Here is a 17976-nt window from a genome sequence, read left to right on the forward strand (position 1 = left end):
CCAAAGGAGAGTCCTATGGCGAATAGTCGCCCGAAAACCCTGTTGAAACGCCCGAAACTACTGATTACTGCTGTTGTCGCTGCGTGCTTTGGTTTTACCCTGGGCGCTACCGAATGGGCACAGGCCGATGCCACCCTTACGGCACCCGCCTTATCCATCAACACCAACACCGCACCCCTACAGGCGCTGGTTGCCCTCCCGGACTTTACCCCCATCATTGACCGCTATGGTCCGGCAGTGGTGAACATCAGCAGCACCACCAACAAAATCATCCCCCATCATGAAATATTTCGAAAAATTCGAGATATTTCATGATGGTGTGAGTCGTAAAATTTAGCTATGATTTTTTCACAAGAGAGCGCACCATGACTATGGTCGCTTTGTCTGTCTTATCGCTTGGTATTTGCTCAACCAATACCCCGCTCTCGGACGAGTGGAAGCTTAAAGGAACCGATATCAAGAATCCCGTCCATCAAAGATATGTCGAATTAGGGTGTCTTTCATGTACATGGAGGAAAATCCTTCAACTTGATGGTGAAGATACGGATACGTTTTTAGGTTGTCCTGAATGCGGTTCAAAAGCTATAACCCGGGTCTATAGGACTTCAATGCTTAAATCCCAACATTCTGAGGTCACTAAAAATATCAGCAATCCCTGGTGGAGATTCTGGACATGATGGTCTGCTGGACGTGATCTCCTGTAAGCTAATATCCCGAGCTAAAACCTACTTGACGACTTCGGACCGAAAATCGGCTGTATAACGTTGCTCTTTCTTCTTTATAAAATCCTCCGCGACTCATTATATCTGTCAAACAGCGTTTAAAAATGGGCTTGGGTGGCGCTCCCGCCAAGGACTAACCCACCGATATGGTATCCACCTTCATCGGTCTGTAGCCGTTTGGTATGGGTTACTACGCCGACCTTTTGAACCCGTATTTCTTATGGGTATTGACAGTCATGCTTTGTTTTTCATGAGTAACACAATCAATATGACCGCTATAAAGCTCCAGAAGAGGAACGTGAATGCATCCAGTATCCCCCGCATTGCTGCATGTTGCGCCAGAGTTTGTCCCAGTACCTGCCAAGCCAGCGTTCCCTGATGTAATCCTGCATCACGCAAATAGCGGGGCAGTGCCGCGCTGAACGGATTGATATGTCCACCCATCTGATTCCAGGCCTCCTGGGCTTCTTCGGTCATGATGGTGGAGATGATAGCAATACCCACAGAGCCCCCCAGATTACGCATCAGATTGAATATTCCCGACCCTTCAGGTGTTTGCTCTTTGCTGAGCGTCGCGAAGGCCAATGTGAATAGTGGAATGGATACCAGACCGAGACCGAGGCCTCGGATGACGCCCGGCCAAATGATCCAGGCAGGACTTATCTGCAGGTTATAGGAGAGACTCAACCAGGTGCCCGTGGCGCCCAAAGCAACTCCCGCCAGAATCATCCAGCGCGGGTTGGCCCCGCGATTAAGTAGTCTGCCTGCCATCCACATGGAAACCCAGGAGCCTATCCCTTGCGGGGCCATGACCAGTCCTGCGGTTTGCGCTTCATAGCCCATATAATCTTGCAGGTAGATGGGTAAAATCACCATGGTTCCATAAAGCGCCAAACCGAATAAACCGATTCCTGCACTGCCGAGAGTCAGCGAACGATCTTTAAGAAGCCGCAAATTCACGAGTGGATGGGAAACATTGAGCGAGCGCAGTACAAACAGCAAAATCCCCATGCCCGCCAGCAGCATCAAAATGATGATGAAACGAGAACTGAGCCAGCTGTCCTGATCTCCGAGGCTGAGCATCATCTGCAAAGCACCTAGACCAATGGCCATCCAGACAAAACCCAGCCAATCAATCGGCCGGGGCTTGTCGCTTTTGCCGAAACTGGGAATGTATAGCAACAGCATGGTGAACGCGATGAGGCCAATGGGAATATTGACGTAAAAACACCAGCGCCAGGAAAGATCCTGGGTGAGATAGCCACCGAGCACGGGGCCAACGATCGGACCGAGCATGGTACCCATGCCCAAAGTTGCCATGGCTACTCCTCGTTTTTCCCGGGGATAGGCTTCTACCAAAATCGCCTGTCCGACCGGTACGAGCGATGCGCCTAACGCTCCCTGCATGAAACGCCAAAAGACAATTTCCGTGAGACTATGGGATTGTCCGCTCATGATTGAGCAGACCAGGAAGCCGGCCACGCTCCACAGGATCAGCTGCCGTTGTCCGAAACGTTCGACCAGCAATCCGGTCAGCGGGGTCACGATAACCATGGCCAACATGTAGGTAGTCAGTGCCCAGGTAATCTGATTGCTGTTGGCGTGAAGCGATCCCTCCATATGCGGCAACGCCACGTTGACAATTGTGATATCCAGAACATTCATGATAATGCAGGCCATTACAGCGATGGTAATGGCGAAAATATGGGGACTCCCCGCTTTGTCGGAATTATCACTCGCCAGCATCGGTGCGTGTACACCATCCATGTGATTTAGGATCCTCCGTCCAATACAAACATTTTAGCGCATAAGTAGCCGCCAGCTTCGACATAGGCCTTATTCACACCACCAGCGTCATGATTACACTCCATATAAATCAGTCGAAAACGGGTTCACAGTTTGTTGATTGCGTAGCCGGTAAATGCCATTACTAGCTTGATTTTACAGAGGATGCGCATGGCCTGCATGCGAGGCGTGTTTTCCGACAGGGCTGCCAGATCACCGTGCCATTACCATCAGTCCGAAGGAGGAACCTGAACTGGCGTAGCTTCCGATTCCGCTATTGGCGGTGCAGCTTTCGGCGCAATCACAGGTGGAGTAGCTGTATTCTTCTTCATTAGTTCAAGAAATGGTTTTACGAGATCAATTGGCATCGGGAAAATTACGGTTGAATTATTTTCTGATCCAATTTCAGTAAGCGTCTGCAAATAGCGAAGCTGCATCGCCGCTGGAATTCTTGACAAAATTTGTGCTGCGTTCACCAAGGTCTGAGATGCTTGAAACTCGGCTTCTGCGTGAATAATCTTGGCTCTGCGATCACGTTCGGCCTCTGCCTGCTTGGCAATCGCACGGATCATATCTTCGGTCAACTCAATCGTTCTAATTTCAACATTACTGACTTTAATTCCCCAAGTATTGGTCTGTGTATCCAGAATTTCTTGAAGATCATCGCTGAGTTTCTTTCGGTCCGATAGCATCAATGAGAATAACTAGAATTACGAGTACAACTATGGGCATAACAAAGTTCGCGGCAACATCGTGCAGTATATCAGGCATGTAGCACCTCTTAGATCTGTGAATTGAATATGAGTTATTAAAACTGAAGTTTCACCGATTTTCATGAGGAATAGGTCGCCGCATGTTACGCCACCATACGCATAAGCATCTGCGTGAATGATTTATGAGGGGGTTGGCAGAGATGGGGCCAAAGTCCCAGAAAATGGTCGGAGAGTGCTTCATCTGCAATCAGTTTGCGGACATCGGAGAAGGCGAAACTGGTCCGTCCCTTGACGATATGGCGGCGCTTGGGGTCGGCCGTGATCCGGTCGGCGTAAATCCAGGTCAGGGTCGTGGCGAGCAGGCAGAAATGGAGGTGGTTGGTGACGGCATCAGCGGTCCGGTTCTGGCTGCGGGCGCTCCCGATTTCCTGTTTGATTTCTTTGAAGCCGGCTTCGATTTTCCAGCGGGCACCATAGTATTCGATGATCTGGGTGACAGAGAGCGTCAGATCTGTCGTGAAGAACGCCACCCACTGGGTTTTGCGAAAGACCCAGACCACCCGTACCGGGCAGCGCAGGGTTTTGAGCAGGCAGACTTGATCATAGGCGCGTATCTCCCGCGCTTTGCCATAAAGCTGGACCGTGTACCTTTGCGCCTGCGCCCGCAAAGACGTCGCCAGCTCGGTCACTGAACCGCAACGATCCCCATATTTGCGGGGCCGACCCTTGACGGTCCGTGCCGCATCCGCTGGTTCTGCATACAGGACGGTACTACTGCGCAAGCGGGACAACAGGTGGATGGATGGCTCCGCTGCATTTAGGGGCTTCCACAGGCCATTGTTCCCGAACCAGCTGTCGCAGACGATCAGAGGAGAGTGGCCGCTGAAATGGGTAGCCACCGGCAGGATCATGGCCGCAGCCTGGGCCATTTTTGACTGAAAGACCGGCACCCGTCCATGACGGCGGACGTTAATCTTGCCGGCCGCAATGTCCTTCTGCCGATGGTAGAAGCGACAGCCCAGCGGCAGACAGGCCCAGCGGCCTTTGATGGGCTTGAGCAGGCCGAGCATGACGATATTCTGTGCCCAGGGATAAGTGGGATGATTCACCTTGGCGGTATGATCGAAGAAAAAGCCGCAGCCGAAGATCCGCTTGCCGGTTTTGTCGTTGAGGGTGTCATCGAGGGCCAGGATCAGTCGCCCATCGACCAGCGGGGACGGAATCAGATTCCAGGCAATCGGCCAGAGGCGATCCCAGGCCAGTTGGGTGGAGGCCATGAAGAGGTAGAAGCGGCGGGCGTTCACATCCAGACCAAAGAGGGTCTGCAGGGAGCGCAGCAGATTGCTGCTCATGGAGGAGGTGAAGGGGACCATGATAGCCAACAGGATGAAGGGGAACCATTGAGCCCGTTCGCGCCCTAGTCGCGAATCAGAAAATGCCGATTGGAAAGGGAGGAGTAAATCGCGTAGCATGGACATCGAACAGGGCCTTTTGCGTTTTATAATCAGTGCGTTAACGATCACTCATTATATCACGGAGGGCGGTTCTATTCATCCTTATCTGGCTGATTCACAAGAAATAAAACAAAAAAACAGGGTAACCAAATAGCGCGTTAATAAGTATAATTCATAGATAATTCATAATATTTAATGACCGACATTTTTGTTAACCATGCCGATTTTCCTCGCGGAAAAACGGTGAAACTTCAGTCAATGCTTTCATCCTAGAAAAAGCAGTTACGGCCCGCCAAGGGCTGGAAAGGCCCCCGGTGGGGACCATGGTTTTTGGATGATTTGCGCGATGATATAGCTGACGAGAAGTGTCAAGGGGGAGCGTCCAAGGGACTGCTCCGCAGTCTGCCGGACCATCCGTAACACTTGCTAATATTCTCGATTCCGCGTTCTACCTTGTTGTGTGGGGCATGCATGGGTGTCAGGTAAATCCGGATCTGACCCGCATGTTTCATGCTCTCCGGCCTATGGCGGATAACAGCAATAGGCGGCTGGTGATGGCTTCTTTGCGGATATCCGGGAATGAATGACCGCTATCAGTCTTTACCAGTCATCAGATCATAGAGAATACTACGGCAGGCAGTCGTCCGTGAGCAATGCTTCACCGAGGACTACCCCCCCCCGACCATGCCTGCATTATTCGCGGTATAGTCGGATGCGTCTGTCAAGCAGCCCCCCCGTAATTCAGTGCGTTTCCTGAAAATAGCAACAGCGAGAACATAATTGCTGCCTTAACTTACACTTCCGTTTGAGTACGATTATCCAAAAATTCCCAACAACAGCAGTCGTCATTGTTTTTTTTAGTTTCCTATGGTTTTTCGGCATTCTCAAGCCATTCAACGAATGATTCATACTCTGGATGCTTCACACCGCTTTCTGCGCGATAGTTCTCAACAGCGCGACCTAATGCGATAAATGCCGCCTTAATCAGTAGGCCGTCCCGATCTCCCTTGCTCTTGGCAATTCTCTGGATACCGAGAGAGACTTCCAGAATCTCCAGATCAACTGCGTCATCACCCACTATATCCGCACAGACTCGACGAACCGGACCTGATGTGTTTTTCTTTACCATGTGAACATTCTCCTTTTATCGTCGTAACGATGCTATTTTATCACTATTATTGACAGCAATGCCAGCCATAAGATATATGTAGGAATAAGATTTGTTAGAAATACGCCCTAAAGGGGCAATTATGTGGGTCGTGTAGTGGGAATAATACATAGATTATTCCCACTACAGATACAGAGAGAGGAAAAACAGCGGCATGATCGACAGTGATGGCTGGATTCAGCAGTTTGAAAAGTGGCTTGCAGGGCCAAATTTCACAAATCCTTACTCGCAGGTCAGTATTCGCGGTTATTGTGCTCATGCGCGTAGATTTCTTGATGCACTGGATTATGACGGCGTAGAAGACCTGAGCGAAGTCAGTATCGCCATGGTGCGGAAATACATCCGAACCGGGCAGCATGGGGAGAAAAGCAAGAGAAGTAGCCAATACGTTAAAATGGCTACCCTGATGCTGTTTTATGAATTTCTATGCGCGAATGATGATTCCTTGCCTAATCTGGCATTATCCTATCAGGAAGAAAGTCGCGCCCAGAGAGAGCGCAGAAGCGGCGGCAGGGGTGGATTCAAGGAAAAGCGGCTAGTTCCCGTATTATCATGGCAGGAGATGGAAAGACTGCTTACGCACATAGATCGGGGTACTTCCTATGCCGCTATGCGTGACAAGTCACTGATCCGCTTTATTCTCGATACCGGGCTTAGAGCGTCTGAAGTGGTAGCCATGACCATCAAAGATGCCAGCGAGTATTTTGAGGGCCGGATCCGGCTGGTCGGTAAAGGCAACAAGGAACGCCTGGTACGATTCCAGCCTGAAGGCGTTGAAGCGATGCGGAACTGGCTGCAGATCCGTCATCGTTCCCATCCGGAAACCGATGCACTGTTCGTAACCGACCAGGGCAAAGCCATCCCTGCCAAGGCCTTGCATACGATGGTATCCCGATTGCTCCTCCGTGCAGGAATCGAAAAGCCCCAATGCGGCCCGCATTTGCTCCGGCATACTGCAGCCAGCGCATGGCTGGCCAAGGGCATGGATCTGCGCCAGGTGCAGGAAAACATGGGGCACGCCAACATTGCCACCAGTAGCCGGTATCTGCATTTGCTGGATTAGCAATCAATGATCATGTGATAGAACCGTTTTATTATTCCAGGATTTTCTGTTTTTTCTTGTTGGTTTGGTTTTGTTGAGAACAGGTATAAAATCACTCCAATATAAGCTGGGTAAAAAGAATAACCAATCATTGACTCCGATAATTGCCAATACTTCATTTCCCCAGCAAATCCATTTGTTGTCGCGCCAGTGTTATAAAAATATTGTGCCGAGTTGTATATAAAGTCACCCATTGTTTTTCCACTTGATGCGCCACCTATCTTATAAATGAGCGCAAATATTATTATAAATAATGCTGACGTAACGCATCCAAGCATAAACAATTGGATCATAATTAAGCCTGCAGAATATTTTAATTGTTTGTGGCGACATGACGCAATCATATCGATTGATAAGATAAAAAATATTAGACATGCCGCTATGGTTAAAATTCCTGTAAGTACCAAGTAACATCCGCCATTTGGTCCAAGCCAGGCCAATAGACACAATAAACCAGAAACCAATATATCCATAATTATAAATGACAAAAAATGATTTACTTCTATCCTTGGTGCATCGATTTCTGCTGCCTTTTCATCAGATTTCTCATTCATTTTCGACCTCATAAGCTTTGTATTTTTTGGATAATGCTGGAACTTCTGCTGGTTATAGAACCTCATAGATGAGCCCCTTGCTATCAAGAAAACGCAGGAATAGTTCAGGGACACAAGGGTAATTTACGCCTTCTATTTTACCGTTTCTTAACGGTCCGACAGACTCTGGGGGGGTACTCATACGATTTACAATCTAGTGTTTTTTGCCAAATCGCGTAAGCTTCACGAAAGTTTCGTGAGTCTTCCAATTGTACGAGAACAGAAAAACTATTTGTTGTGTTCATGTTGTGGCCTCAAGTTTTTCGTCCATACCTGTCATGCAATCTCATCCAGTGCTATCGTAACCTGCAGCAGTCGATATAGAAAACCTAACAACAGCACAGATAACCGCTATTCCGCAAGTTTTTGCCTCCAGACATCCATAACACGGCTGACAGCGTTGGATAAGGAATAGCGTTTTCCATTATCGAGAGTTAGGACGACATCACTTGGGATAGGCATACCATAGGGGGCCTCCCAATAAGATGCCGTCCCATACGCTCCTACCATGCTTTGCTTTACATTTTGCGCATCTTTCAAGACATGCGGCTTGGTATCGAGTACGGCATGCTTTGATGCATCACAAGCATCCCAGACTGCCTGAGAAGAAGAATAATTATTTTCGATAGGAGTTTTTGATGCAAGATCCTTCCGTATTTTGGTTTTGTTTTCTTGAGGGTGATCGACGCACCAATAATCAACCATGTGACTCAATACAATGGCTGCCAGCCGACCGCGACGAATATTTGTTTTATCAGCAAGAAACTCGTTCACTGTCGGCTCGACAGTTTTCATAAAAAAATCTTGAGCACGACTTCTCGTGTCAGACATTCCGATATTTTCTTGTATAATATATTTATTGGTGTTGTCCTGCCGACTTTGGTATCCGGTTGTTACATTTACTATTATATCTCTACATGATCCTATTATCTCAAGCGAGTTATTGTAACCAGCAATACTCTTGTATCCATGAGAAAATGAATTTCTCATTTCTTTCAAGAACATCTTGCTAGTACCAAATTCTTTATTGTTAATTAAATTAGCTGCATGTGCATAACCAATTAGCTTTGGAAAGTAAGTTTTTTTACCTTTTTTGTCACTCGCATCAATTTTTTCCTTATAAATTATCATTAGCAATAACTCGTAGGAAAGAATCGCTTTAAGTGCCGCGACATCCCATAATCGCCAGTTGAAATATGCGTAAAAAGCTATGTGCAATGCTATATCAAACTGACTTCCAACCTCATGATTTACAAAATCTGGCAATTCATATTTTTTTATATTCGAGTAATGATCCTCAAGAGCCAAATCCACTGTCTCGCTGTAATCTCCCCACCAATACGAGTGAATCTCCCTGTCGTGCTTCAAAAAATGGTACTGATCGTCTGCGATGAGTATCTTGTTAAACGGTTTCATATCGAAACCCCTATCAACCCATCCACAATCCCCTGAGTCTCCACACTCACCCGCACCACCCGGCCAATCAACTCCACGATATATCTAGGATTGCCAATCTCTTCCAACATCCGGTTAGGATCATTCTCGATGCCACTGGCCTTATCCACTCGCACGGAATAGCGTTCCATCACCCATTCCACCGGAGATTTGCCATTGACCACATAGGCATAGGCTTCCTCTGGTATGCCTTTCAGCGTCAGGGCGTTGTTATAGACGATACTCCCACGTTCCCCTTTCTTCGGAAAACGGATCTTCTGCACCGAGTAATCCCGCGCAGCACTGGACCAGATTTCTTCTAGGGGCCAAGGCGCTATTTCCTCATAACCCAGGTGCAATTCCATCAGCTTCTTTCCGGCTTCGGCAAAAGCCCGGAAGTCCGGCGCGTAAGGTATGCGGGGAATCATCTTGCTCAGGTCTGCGGCGTAGGTTTCCCGGTATTCCGGTGAGTGCAGCAGGCCATAGACGTAGTGGAACAGATCAATTTTCTCGATGCTTTCATCCTGATAGTGCTTTCTGAACTCGGCCAAGGCCCAGTCCGTAATCGCATCACGACGAATGTACCCATCTGCATCCGGGGTGCCGTCCAGATCATCCGATTCATCAAAAAGACTGCCCTGTGAAGAATCCAATTTGCTCAGGCGTTTGCGGGCTTCCTCGACGGTTTCGTACCAGTAGAGGGGGAAGCATTGGCCCTTAGAAATCATTTCAAGATCAGGAATGGTCTTGACAGCCAAGCAAGAAAAATCTTTGGTGGCTCCAATCCCTGTCGCGGGAATAGCCACATTTTTCTGCCGTTCAGTCGGGAACAAACGCGGGATTTGATAGACTCTATGATTAAATTGACGGTCAAAATACAACCAATATTCACAAAACGGACGATACATGGCCGTTCTTAACGTTTCCGGTATGAAATCATGCTGTTTACCGCGAAAAATATCTTGTTTAAGATTGTCGGTCCAACTGATTTGTTCTGGATTGTTACAAATGACATCTTCAACCTTCGGCCACTCCAATTTTGATAAACCATCGCAGATTTGCGCGTATTTTGCAGAATCCGCGTTGAACACATCAATCATATCCTGCATGTTGTCTAACAGTTCTTGACGGCTTTGGTTATAGACCCAAGCATCACGGCTACTCGCAATACCTCTCGAATAAATACTAAAAATGGCTTTTGCATCATTTTCTCTATCGCCCAACAACATGAATTTTTCGTAACCTTCGCTTCGCTTTTCAATCCAGTCACCTGCTTCGTTGGGATGGATGTGATTCCAGGCCAATCCTTTTATGCTGGAAGCCTTGCGAATGATATTCAGTTTATCCTCACGGCTCAGATAGTCGCCAATATCGTGATAATAGAGTTCCGCAGGACCAGTATGTTGCGGGTCTTTGATGAGGATGGTGACGGCTACCGGGGTGCGGGAACCTGAACCAAAAACCTTTCCACCTTCCTTGCGAGAAAACTCACCAGAAGTTCTTTGGTTCCCGCGCAAATTCACTACATAAATCTGGCTAAAATCTGTGATCAACCCCTTTCGCAGCCCATCCATAGCATTCGCGTCTATAAAGGAACCATTAGTGACAAAGCCCAAAACGCCCTTGTCTCCAATCCGGTCCGAGGCCCAACGGATTGCGCGAATATATGAATCATATAAACTTCTTACTAAATTTGCATTTGATGGTTTTGCATAAGCATCCCGAATCCGCGCATCCAGTAGCGGATACTTCATGTTCTGATTGTTATCATTCTCGCTTTTCTGCCCTACAGAATACGGCGGGTTTCCCACAATCACCCGAATATCCAGCTTCTTTTGAAGCTCAGCGCGTTCTGAATTGCCTTCCAGGTAGTTTTCATCGGTGACACCGAGAGAGTCTTTCGATTCCTTCTCACTGCGCTCGTTCATCTGGAAGGTATCGGTCAGCACAATGCCGTTGAACGGCTTATATTGCAGGGTCTTGGCATGGTAGGCCGACTCAATGTTGATGGCGGCGATGTAATAGGCCAGCAGGACCAGCTCATTGGCGTGAATCTCTTTTTCGTACTTGCGCGGCAACGCATGGGGCTTGATGAGGTCGGACTGGATCAGGCGCGTAATGAAAGTACCCGTTCCGGTAAAGGGATCGAGGATCTGCACCCCCTCACTGTTCAAATCCCCGCCAAAATGTTCTTTCAGCACTTCATTGACGCTGTTCAGAATGAAATCCACGATCTCGACCGGGGTATAAACGATACCCAGACGGGCCACCAGTTCCGGGAAAGCTGCCTGGAAAAAGGTGTCGTAGAGATTGCGAATCAAATCCTGTTTGGATGCGTCACTCTGGGCCAGAGAAACCCGCTTGGCCACGTCCTTATAGAAGCGTTCCAGCTTCTCGGTTTCCGCATCGACATCATGCTTGTCGATGACCGCCAGAATCCGCTGCATGGCTTGGGATACCGGGTTTTCAGCAGAAAAGGACCGGTCCCCGAACAAGGCCTCAAAAATGGGCTTGGTCAATACATGCTGGGCCAGCATTTCCACCGCTTCCTGTTCGGAGATCCCGCTGTTCAGGTTTTTACGAATCCCCTTGAGAAACGCTCTGAAAGCAATTCCACCTTCTCTTTTCTCGATCAGGTTTTCGATGCGCTGAATCACGGTGCGGGAAATTTTCGCTACATCCTTGGCCCAGCTCGCCCAGTATTCGCTATCGCCCAGATGCTTGGGTGTAACGGCATACAGGGCTTTCTGAATGTTCTCGATGGGCAGCAAGGGCAGTTCAATGGTATCGCCACCGATACTGGGACCGGATTTCCGTTTTTTCTTGCGGGATGATCCACCACCACCGTCTATGACTTCCATACGACGCCTGTATTCCGATTCATCCACCAGGCGTTCATCGTGCGCCCGCAATGCCTTCAGAATCTTCCAGACCGCCTGAAAACGCGGATCCTTGTCGATATAGGCGTCGTAGTTCGCCACATCGGTAGAGGGGATGGCAATGGGAAGGATGACATAGCCAAAATCCTTGCCCGGAGCCTTCCGCATGACCCGGCCCACGGACTGCACAATATCCACCATGGAATCACGGGCATCAAAGAAAATCACGGCATCCAGCGCCGGCACGTCCACACCTTCGGAAAGGCAACGGGCATTGGTCAGCAGATGACAGGAACCGGACTCCGGTTCTTCTTTGAGCCAGTCCAGCAGGGTTAGACGCTCGCCCATGTTCATGTCGCCGTCCACATGCCGGGTCTTGGCCTGCAGGAAAGTGTGGGGCGTTTCAGGGCTATCCGCGTCTTCGCTGCCTTCCTCCTGCAATGCCAGGGCTACGACCTTACCAAAGGCGTCACGGACCTGCTCAGAGGCCTTGATGCTCTTGCAAAAACCCACAGCGCGTTTCATGGCCGGGGCATTGCTGGTTTCGGTTACGTCTGCCCCGTCAATCACCTGAACATTGTGATTGGATAAGCCTTTCCAGGCTCCGATGATGCGGGTGGCAAACTCTACCGTAATACCCTTTTTCTCATCCAGCTTGTAAGTGGCGTTGTACTCATTGGCGATGCTGGCCATGTCCTCTTCGCGCATGGCCACAATGATGACCTTGTACTCCGCGAGAATGCCCCGACTGGCCGCTTCACCGAAACTGAGGTTGAAGAACTCCGGGCCATAGATGGCCTCGTCATCCATGGAATAGAGTACCGCTTCTTTTTCGTCGGCCTTTTTGCGGGTTTTCTCGGTATAGATACGGGGAGTGGCCGTCATGTAGAGGCGTTTCCTGGCGCGAAGCAGATCGTTCTGATGGACTTTGACGAAATCCGAATCCTTTGTGGATTCACTTTTCAGCGTGAGGCCGGTAGTCCGATGGGCTTCATCGCAAATAACCAGGTCAAAATCCGGCAGATTCCCGGCTTTTTGCGCGTCAATGACGACCTGAATGGATTGGTACGTCGAAAAGATCACTTTCCGCCGGTTGTTTTTGGTTTTCTGAATAGCGTTGGCCAGCCTATCCGCGCTCGTGGTCGCGGGGTAGGCCAGTTCTGCCGTCCTCATGTCCTCATCTTCCTGCCCGACCTTGCTATCCGAACAGACCACAAAGGCATCAAAGGGCTTCTGGGCCTGATCCGCCCATTCTCGGAGCGTCTGGGATACCAGGGTGATCGAAGGGGCCAGGAACAGCGCCATTCCGTCATCAGGGACCATGCGCTCCATGATGTTGAGGCTGGTAAAGGTCTTGCCTGTACCACAGGCCATAATGAGCTTGCCACGATCCTGGGATTCAAAACCCTCTAGTGTCGCCTGCAAAGCCTCGCGCTGGTGTTCGCGCAAGGATTTGCCTGGGGTGCGCGTCAGAGCTTCCGGGGCACCCCAACTGAACTTCTCCCAATCAATCGGGGCGGCTTCCATATTGCGTAAAGGCAGAACTTTAAGATCATCAATGTCATTGAGGGCTTCTTCGGCCTGCCGACCCAGATCGTTTTGTGTGTCCACAAAGAGTTTGAAAGAAAACTCTCTTTCTTCCCCATCGACCATGAACTTGCGGCTGGCATCATGGGTGAAATTGGTAATGGCTTCCTTGTGGATCCGGCTCTTTGCATCATAAAACTTGCACTGTATGGCCCAGTAGTCGCCATCAATCGTCCTGGCCACCAGGTCAAAGCCCAGATTGTCGGCATTCCAGTGCTCAGGTCGATCCGGCCAGTCTTTGTATTGCCAGACCGCATCCAGTTTATCCGCATACACCGGGTCGGTTTTCAGGTAGGCCACCATGAATCGCTCGAACAGCATCCCCTTGTGATGTACGTCTTTGGCGAAGCGGTTTAATTCGTTCATCCATTCTTGAAAACTGTTAGGCATTTGCGGAATCTTCCTGTGAAGCGATTGCGTTAATAGTGATACCGAACTGAAATAATGATGAGTTCTTCTGCGGTACTGCGATAAACGAGCCGGTTCACGTCATCAATGCGCCGTGACCAGTATCCGGAAAGGTTTTCTCTTAATGGTTCAGGTTTGCCGATGCCGGAATGCGGGTTCCGCAGGCAATCCTGGATAAGCGTGTTTACTCTCCGCAGGGTTTTCCGGTCCTGTCTCTGCCAGTATTGGTAATCCTCCCATGCGGCCAGTGTCCAACAAATGCGCTCAGGCATCGGCTAAACGATGGGGCTCTCGGCTACCCGCCTGATCCTGGGCAATGGATTGGGCCAGATGTGCGGCATTAGCTGGCGAGCGGAGCAGATGGACCGTTTCCATGAGGCTGTCGTAATGTTCCTGGGACAACAGAACCGCATTGGCGGATCCGCGTCGGGTGATGATTGTGACATCGGCATCTGCCGCTGTGCGATCCATCACTTCCTTGAGATGGCTCCGGGCCTCTGAATAGCTGACTATGTGCATGGCTGTTTTTCCACTCGTACAATTTAGAGTACAAGACTAGGGGGTTATGGGTTATCCGTCCAGCGTTTCTGGTTGGTGCTATGGCGGAGTGACGTGATTTAATCGCAAGCTACAATCCCGACCAGACAGAACGTGGCAACCACAGGCGATTATTCGGATCATTCAGCGCAACGAAGCCCAAATGCTGATAGAAAGCGACTGCCTGGGCGGTTTTCGGATCCACAATGATAGCCGCTACTGCGAGCGTTTCGCTGGCTACGGTAACGCGCTTGCAAGCGTCTGCTACCAGGACCGTGCCAAGCCCCTGCCTCTGGAATGTCTGATCCACGGCCAAACGGCCCAGTAGTGCTACAGGTATGGGGTAACGTGGCAGCTTCTTTTTGAATTTATCAGGAAGCGTTTGTGCGGCAATGCTGGCCGCACTTAACGTGTAGAATCCGCAAACCCGCTCTAATTCTTCGGCAGGGGAGGCGATGAATGCCCGTGCTATGCCCCGTTTAATATCCTGGCTGGCATAACGCTGCAGGTATTCATTCAGCCTGACCTCTCCGCAATCGAATGGATCGGTTCGGGCACGAGCGTCCAATGCCCGTAGGGAGTAATTCATTTAACAACGTGCTGGGCGTGACGCTGAAAAGCCTGACGCAAGGCCGGATTCGGTTGAGGGGGGTTATCCAGGGCATCCAGGAAAGCGGCGAAAGCCGTCTGTGAAAGCGTTATGCTTTCGTGCGCCTGAACGACCTCTTGTGCCTGTTCTACCGCATTTTTCAGGACAAATTCAGAGACACTCATGTGGGTATAGGAAGCTGCCTTATCCAACAGGCTTCGTATGTCATGATCGCAACGGATATGTAATCGGGCATTCTTGGTCAATGCGGGCATGTCAGCCATCCTTGCTTGTTCTGAAGTGTTTTTAGAGTGGGCCATTTGTACGCACACGTCAACATCACCGCTTTTCCCGTATCGTAACAAGAACCTTTTTCGATAGCCCTACGCCTACCGGTGGCCCATTGAAGCCGCATTGACGAGTTCTGTTACGGTAACAATCGGATTTCTGCAATCCATGGGAGACATTCCGTCTTAGGCGATTGCGGCTGTTCGCGTGATCGCAGGCGCATAACGCTCATGCGCCGCTCGTCTTTTGTGCCGGTACCGGATTGGGAAATACTCGCAGATCTGTTTGTGTTATAGTCCTATAAGCAAAATGAAGGAGAAGGGGATTGTCATGAAAACAGATATTCATGCGATGGCTAAAAATGTTTTTCACCATGTTGAGATGCACGTTCTTAGCCCAGCTCATGCGATTGCTATAAGTACGATTGTTGGTTTCTACACGAAAGATGTGCGGTTTCGTCGATGGGTTAAGAATGTTCCACCCAGCCGGATACAAAAGATGCTGGCCGTGATGGTGCGGGAATGTGCCTGGCGGAATGAGGCATGGTTAGGGGAATACATCCAGAACCGACCGCTGCATTCTGATAAGTGGTGCAGCCCGGCTTTGGCGTGATTTAACGCATGTTGCTTTTTAATCGGTTATTGCAACCACTTCAACTTAATGTGAAAGAAATGGGATTACGGGCACAGAAGTCCCTGGCCTGTGAGGACCATTTGACGGGATCTGAAAGCGGTTATGCCGGATCGGGCAGGAATCCGAACTTGATCAGCTTTTTGATCCAGCGTGCGGCATTACGTTGTACGCTCAAGGCTTCATAATCGGTGGCGGCGTCCCGGTAATATGTGCCGCGAGAGAGCATGAAGTAGATGATGCGCAGCATTTTGTGGGCCAAGGCGATAATGGATCGTTTATGACCTCGGCGCACGACCAGGTTCTGGAATTTGGTGCGCAGGGCGCATTGGGTGCGACTGGCGGCATGGGCGCATTCGCACAAGACGCGGCGCACGTAAGGATTCCCTTTCCGGGTGCGACCACTTTTGCGCTTACCGGCCGATTCGTTGTTGCCCGGGCACAGACCGGCCCACGACGCCAGGCGATCGGCACTCCCGAAGGCCTTCATATCGTCCCCGATTTCCACCAGCAATAAGGCAGCACCTATAGTATCCACTCCCGGCAAGGTCTGCAGCAACGCCAGTGCATGCTGTTGCGAGGCCAAACCGTCCAGCAAGCGGGTATCGAAGCGCGCGATCTGCGCTTCCAGGGCTTCGATATGGTGCATCACTTCGTCCAGAACAAAACGATGGCAGGCACTCAAATCGCCCTGCAACGCATCCAGAATCTCCTCCCGGCTGGCCTTGAGGCGATGGCTCGCCAGGGACAGTACCTCCTGGGGCGTGGCGCCCTGAATCAGCGCCTTGATCATAGCGCGTGCCGATTGACCATGAATGTCGCTGACCACCACGCCCAGGCGGATCCCCCCGTCGGTCAGCACCTTGTGTAGCCGGTTCTTTTCGGAGGCCAGCATGCCGACCAACTTCTGGCGTTGGCGGGCAATCAAGCGTAATTCCCGCAGTGGCGCCGGCGGGACAAAGGAACCGCGTAACAAGCCCGCGCGCGCCAGCATGGCCAGCCATTCCGCATCGCCAACATCGGTTTTGCGACCGGGCACCTGTTTGACGTGACGGGCATTGACGACCTGGGCACGAATACCGACCTGCTCCAAAGCCGCATAGGGACTTTTCCAGTAAATCCCGGTACTCTCCATGACCACTGCATCCGGCTGCCAGGTCGCACACCAATCCGCCAAGGCCCGGCGGTCTTTCTTGAAGCCGCCAAACTGACGGCGCTCTACCTCCACAGTGCCATCCGGGTTACCAATGATGGCACAGGCCGTCACTTGTGCCTGATGAATATCCAGGCCGATCACACGTTGAAAAATGGGTTTCAGTTCCATTGGCTTTCCTCTCCATCTATACTGAAAACGTGGGAGGCGACGGATGCCGATGCCGAATCAACCTGCCTGCAGCAAGCCACAGGCGGTCCTCTTAATGTGCGCTCTCATGGAGGCAATCCGGGGTACGAGTCGGCCCGGCGGGTCACGTTAGAAACGGGATCAAGTCACCAAAATTTCGCGCGATCTCAATCCGCCGCCACCCGCTCCCATTTTCTTTCATTCTCCGGGGTGGCGCGAGTCGCAATGCACGTTAGAAAGCAGCGAATATTTTATGAGCGAAGATTCGCATTATGCCGAGGCTAGGGCATTGCTCAGGCTTCTTTTGATCAGCGGTGCTATCACATTAGCTGAAGTTTCACCGATTTTCATGAGATACAGCTCGCCGCATGTTACGCCACCATACGCATGAGCATCTGCGTGAATGATTTATGAGGGGGTTGGCAGAGATGGGGCCAAAGTCCCAGAAAATGTTCGGAGAGTGCTTCATCTGCAATCAGTTTGCGGACATCGGAGAAGGCAAAACTGGTCCGTCCCTTGACGATATGGCGGCGCTTGGGGTCGGCCTTGATCCGGTCGGCGTAAATCCAGGTCAGGGTCGTGGCGAGCAGACAGAAATGGAGGTGGTTGGTGACGGCATCAGCGGTCCGGTTCTGGCTGCGGGCGCTCCCGATTTCCTGTTTGATTTCTTTGAAGCCGGCCTCGATTTTCCAGCGGGCCCCATAGTATTCGATGATCTGGGTAACGGAAAGAGTCAGATCTGTCG

The 17976-nt window shown here is 50.4% G+C and carries 17 protein-coding genes; 4 read left to right on the forward strand and 13 right to left on the reverse strand.

The features are described from left to right. Nucleotides 1-15: 15 nt before the first annotated feature. Nucleotides 16-315, forward strand: coding sequence for a hypothetical protein (locus H7F11_RS15055; protein WP_227485561.1), 300 nt, complete (start codon nucleotides 16-18; stop codon nucleotides 313-315). A gap of 641 nt (nucleotides 316-956) precedes the next feature. Here H7F11_RS15055 and H7F11_RS15060 read toward each other — a convergent pair. The 3 genes from H7F11_RS15060 to H7F11_RS15070 all read right to left on the reverse strand — a co-directional run bounded on the left by H7F11_RS15060 (nucleotide 957) and on the right by H7F11_RS15070 (nucleotide 4698). Next, entirely contained in the window at nucleotides 957-2489 is a 1533-nt protein-coding gene (locus H7F11_RS15060) for a DHA2 family efflux MFS transporter permease subunit (protein WP_413773202.1), read from the reverse strand. Between the two features lie 248 nt (nucleotides 2490-2737). Further along, nucleotides 2738-3199: an SPFH domain-containing protein gene (locus H7F11_RS15065; RefSeq protein WP_227485562.1), complete on the reverse strand. Its 462-nt coding sequence runs from the start codon at nucleotides 3197-3199 to the stop codon at nucleotides 2738-2740. Between the two features lie 164 nt (nucleotides 3200-3363). Beyond that, nucleotides 3364-4698, reverse strand: a complete 1335-nt coding sequence (locus H7F11_RS15070) for a transposase (protein ID WP_193651471.1) — start codon at nucleotides 4696-4698, stop codon at nucleotides 3364-3366. Between H7F11_RS15070 and H7F11_RS15075 the strand changes: the two genes are divergently transcribed. Next, nucleotides 4691-4828 carry a hypothetical protein gene (locus tag H7F11_RS15075; RefSeq protein WP_193650541.1) on the forward strand — a complete coding sequence of 46 codons (138 nt, stop codon included), beginning with the start codon at nucleotides 4691-4693 and terminating at the stop codon, nucleotides 4826-4828. The genes H7F11_RS15070 and H7F11_RS15075 overlap by 8 nt on opposite strands. A gap of 711 nt (nucleotides 4829-5539) precedes the next feature. Here the strand turns inward: H7F11_RS15075 and H7F11_RS15080 are convergent. Then, the gene (locus H7F11_RS15080; protein ID WP_193650540.1) at nucleotides 5540-5803 is read right to left on the reverse strand and encodes a hypothetical protein; all 264 of its coding nucleotides are present in this window, start codon (nucleotides 5801-5803) and stop codon (nucleotides 5540-5542) included. Between the two features lie 193 nt (nucleotides 5804-5996). Here H7F11_RS15080 and H7F11_RS15085 point away from each other — a divergent pair, with 193 nt between their 5' ends. Further along, complete coding sequence (locus H7F11_RS15085) at nucleotides 5997-6905, forward strand: tyrosine-type recombinase/integrase (protein WP_193650539.1); 909 nt, start codon at nucleotides 5997-5999, stop codon at nucleotides 6903-6905. On the opposite strand, the gene H7F11_RS15090 is transcribed toward H7F11_RS15085, so the two are convergent. From H7F11_RS15090 to H7F11_RS15120, 7 genes are all read right to left on the reverse strand, one after another. Continuing rightward, a complete protein-coding gene (locus H7F11_RS15090; RefSeq protein ID WP_193650538.1) occupies nucleotides 6902-7498 on the reverse strand; it encodes a hypothetical protein in 597 nt (198 codons plus the stop codon). The two genes, H7F11_RS15085 and H7F11_RS15090, sit on opposite strands and share 4 nt — an antisense overlap. Nucleotides 7499-7888: 390 nt before the next feature. Then, nucleotides 7889-8953, reverse strand: coding sequence for a hypothetical protein (locus H7F11_RS15095; RefSeq protein WP_193650537.1), 1065 nt, complete (start codon nucleotides 8951-8953; stop codon nucleotides 7889-7891). Further along, nucleotides 8950-13827: a DEAD/DEAH box helicase gene (locus H7F11_RS15100; RefSeq protein ID WP_193650536.1), complete on the reverse strand. Its 4878-nt coding sequence runs from the start codon at nucleotides 13825-13827 to the stop codon at nucleotides 8950-8952. Before H7F11_RS15100 ends, H7F11_RS15095 begins: the two co-directional genes overlap by 4 nt. A gap of 29 nt (nucleotides 13828-13856) precedes the next feature. Next, complete coding sequence (locus H7F11_RS15105) at nucleotides 13857-14117, reverse strand: Txe/YoeB family addiction module toxin (protein ID WP_193650535.1); 261 nt, start codon at nucleotides 14115-14117, stop codon at nucleotides 13857-13859. Beyond that, the gene (locus H7F11_RS15110; protein WP_010642640.1) at nucleotides 14110-14364 is read right to left on the reverse strand and encodes a type II toxin-antitoxin system Phd/YefM family antitoxin; all 255 of its coding nucleotides are present in this window, start codon (nucleotides 14362-14364) and stop codon (nucleotides 14110-14112) included. The genes H7F11_RS15105 and H7F11_RS15110 overlap by 8 nt, the downstream gene beginning before the upstream one ends. A gap of 109 nt (nucleotides 14365-14473) precedes the next feature. After that, nucleotides 14474-14971 carry a GNAT family N-acetyltransferase gene (locus tag H7F11_RS15115; protein WP_193650534.1) on the reverse strand — a complete coding sequence of 166 codons (498 nt, stop codon included), beginning with the start codon at nucleotides 14969-14971 and terminating at the stop codon, nucleotides 14474-14476. Beyond that, complete coding sequence (locus H7F11_RS15120; protein WP_031570453.1) at nucleotides 14968-15246, reverse strand: DUF1778 domain-containing protein; 279 nt, start codon at nucleotides 15244-15246, stop codon at nucleotides 14968-14970. The genes H7F11_RS15115 and H7F11_RS15120 overlap by 4 nt, the downstream gene beginning before the upstream one ends. A 343-nt stretch (nucleotides 15247-15589) precedes the next feature. Here H7F11_RS15120 and H7F11_RS15125 point away from each other — a divergent pair, with 343 nt between their 5' ends. After that, entirely contained in the window at nucleotides 15590-15871 is a 282-nt protein-coding gene (locus H7F11_RS15125) for a hypothetical protein (RefSeq protein WP_193650533.1), read from the forward strand. A gap of 121 nt (nucleotides 15872-15992) precedes the next feature. Here H7F11_RS15125 and H7F11_RS15130 read toward each other — a convergent pair whose 3' ends face one another. Both H7F11_RS15130 and H7F11_RS15135 read right to left on the reverse strand, forming a co-directional pair. After that, nucleotides 15993-17213 (reverse strand): IS110 family transposase, encoded by a 1221-nt coding sequence (locus H7F11_RS15130; protein ID WP_193650532.1) that lies wholly within the window; start codon nucleotides 17211-17213, stop codon nucleotides 15993-15995. Between the two features lie 389 nt (nucleotides 17214-17602). Beyond that, nucleotides 17603-17976 (reverse strand): transposase (locus H7F11_RS15135; RefSeq protein ID WP_193658224.1); only part of this gene is annotated, 374 nt, incomplete at its 5' end.

It is taken from the genome of Acidithiobacillus sp. HP-2 (assembly GCF_015100155.1).
GTDB lineage: Bacteria > Pseudomonadota > Gammaproteobacteria > Acidithiobacillales > Acidithiobacillaceae > Acidithiobacillus.

Bases quoted from the DNA above. Each gene is read 5' to 3' on its own strand.
- H7F11_RS15055 (WP_227485561.1), top strand. From the start codon at position 16: ATGGCGAATAGTCGCCCGAAAACCCTGTTGAAACGCCCGAAACTACTG.
- H7F11_RS15060 (WP_413773202.1), bottom strand. From the start codon at position 2,489: ATGGATGGTGTACACGCACCGATGCTGGCGAGTGATAATTCCGACAAA.
- H7F11_RS15065 (WP_227485562.1), bottom strand. From the start codon at position 3,199: ATGCTATCGGACCGAAAGAAACTCAGCGATGATCTTCAAGAAATTCTG.
- H7F11_RS15075 (WP_193650541.1), top strand. From the start codon at position 4,691: ATGGACATCGAACAGGGCCTTTTGCGTTTTATAATCAGTGCGTTAACG.
- H7F11_RS15070 (WP_193651471.1), bottom strand. From the start codon at position 4,698: ATGTCCATGCTACGCGATTTACTCCTCCCTTTCCAATCGGCATTTTCT.
- H7F11_RS15080 (WP_193650540.1), bottom strand. From the start codon at position 5,803: ATGGTAAAGAAAAACACATCAGGTCCGGTTCGTCGAGTCTGTGCGGAT.
- H7F11_RS15085 (WP_193650539.1), top strand. From the start codon at position 5,997: ATGATCGACAGTGATGGCTGGATTCAGCAGTTTGAAAAGTGGCTTGCA.
- H7F11_RS15090 (WP_193650538.1), bottom strand. From the start codon at position 7,498: ATGAATGAGAAATCTGATGAAAAGGCAGCAGAAATCGATGCACCAAGG.
- H7F11_RS15095 (WP_193650537.1), bottom strand. From the start codon at position 8,953: ATGAAACCGTTTAACAAGATACTCATCGCAGACGATCAGTACCATTTT.
- H7F11_RS15100 (WP_193650536.1), bottom strand. From the start codon at position 13,827: ATGCCTAACAGTTTTCAAGAATGGATGAACGAATTAAACCGCTTCGCC.
- H7F11_RS15105 (WP_193650535.1), bottom strand. From the start codon at position 14,117: ATGCCTGAGCGCATTTGTTGGACACTGGCCGCATGGGAGGATTACCAA.
- H7F11_RS15110 (WP_010642640.1), bottom strand. From the start codon at position 14,364: ATGCACATAGTCAGCTATTCAGAGGCCCGGAGCCATCTCAAGGAAGTG.
- H7F11_RS15115 (WP_193650534.1), bottom strand. From the start codon at position 14,971: ATGAATTACTCCCTACGGGCATTGGACGCTCGTGCCCGAACCGATCCA.
- H7F11_RS15120 (WP_031570453.1), bottom strand. From the start codon at position 15,246: ATGCCCGCATTGACCAAGAATGCCCGATTACATATCCGTTGCGATCAT.
- H7F11_RS15125 (WP_193650533.1), top strand. From the start codon at position 15,590: ATGAAAACAGATATTCATGCGATGGCTAAAAATGTTTTTCACCATGTT.
- H7F11_RS15130 (WP_193650532.1), bottom strand. From the start codon at position 17,213: ATGGAACTGAAACCCATTTTTCAACGTGTGATCGGCCTGGATATTCAT.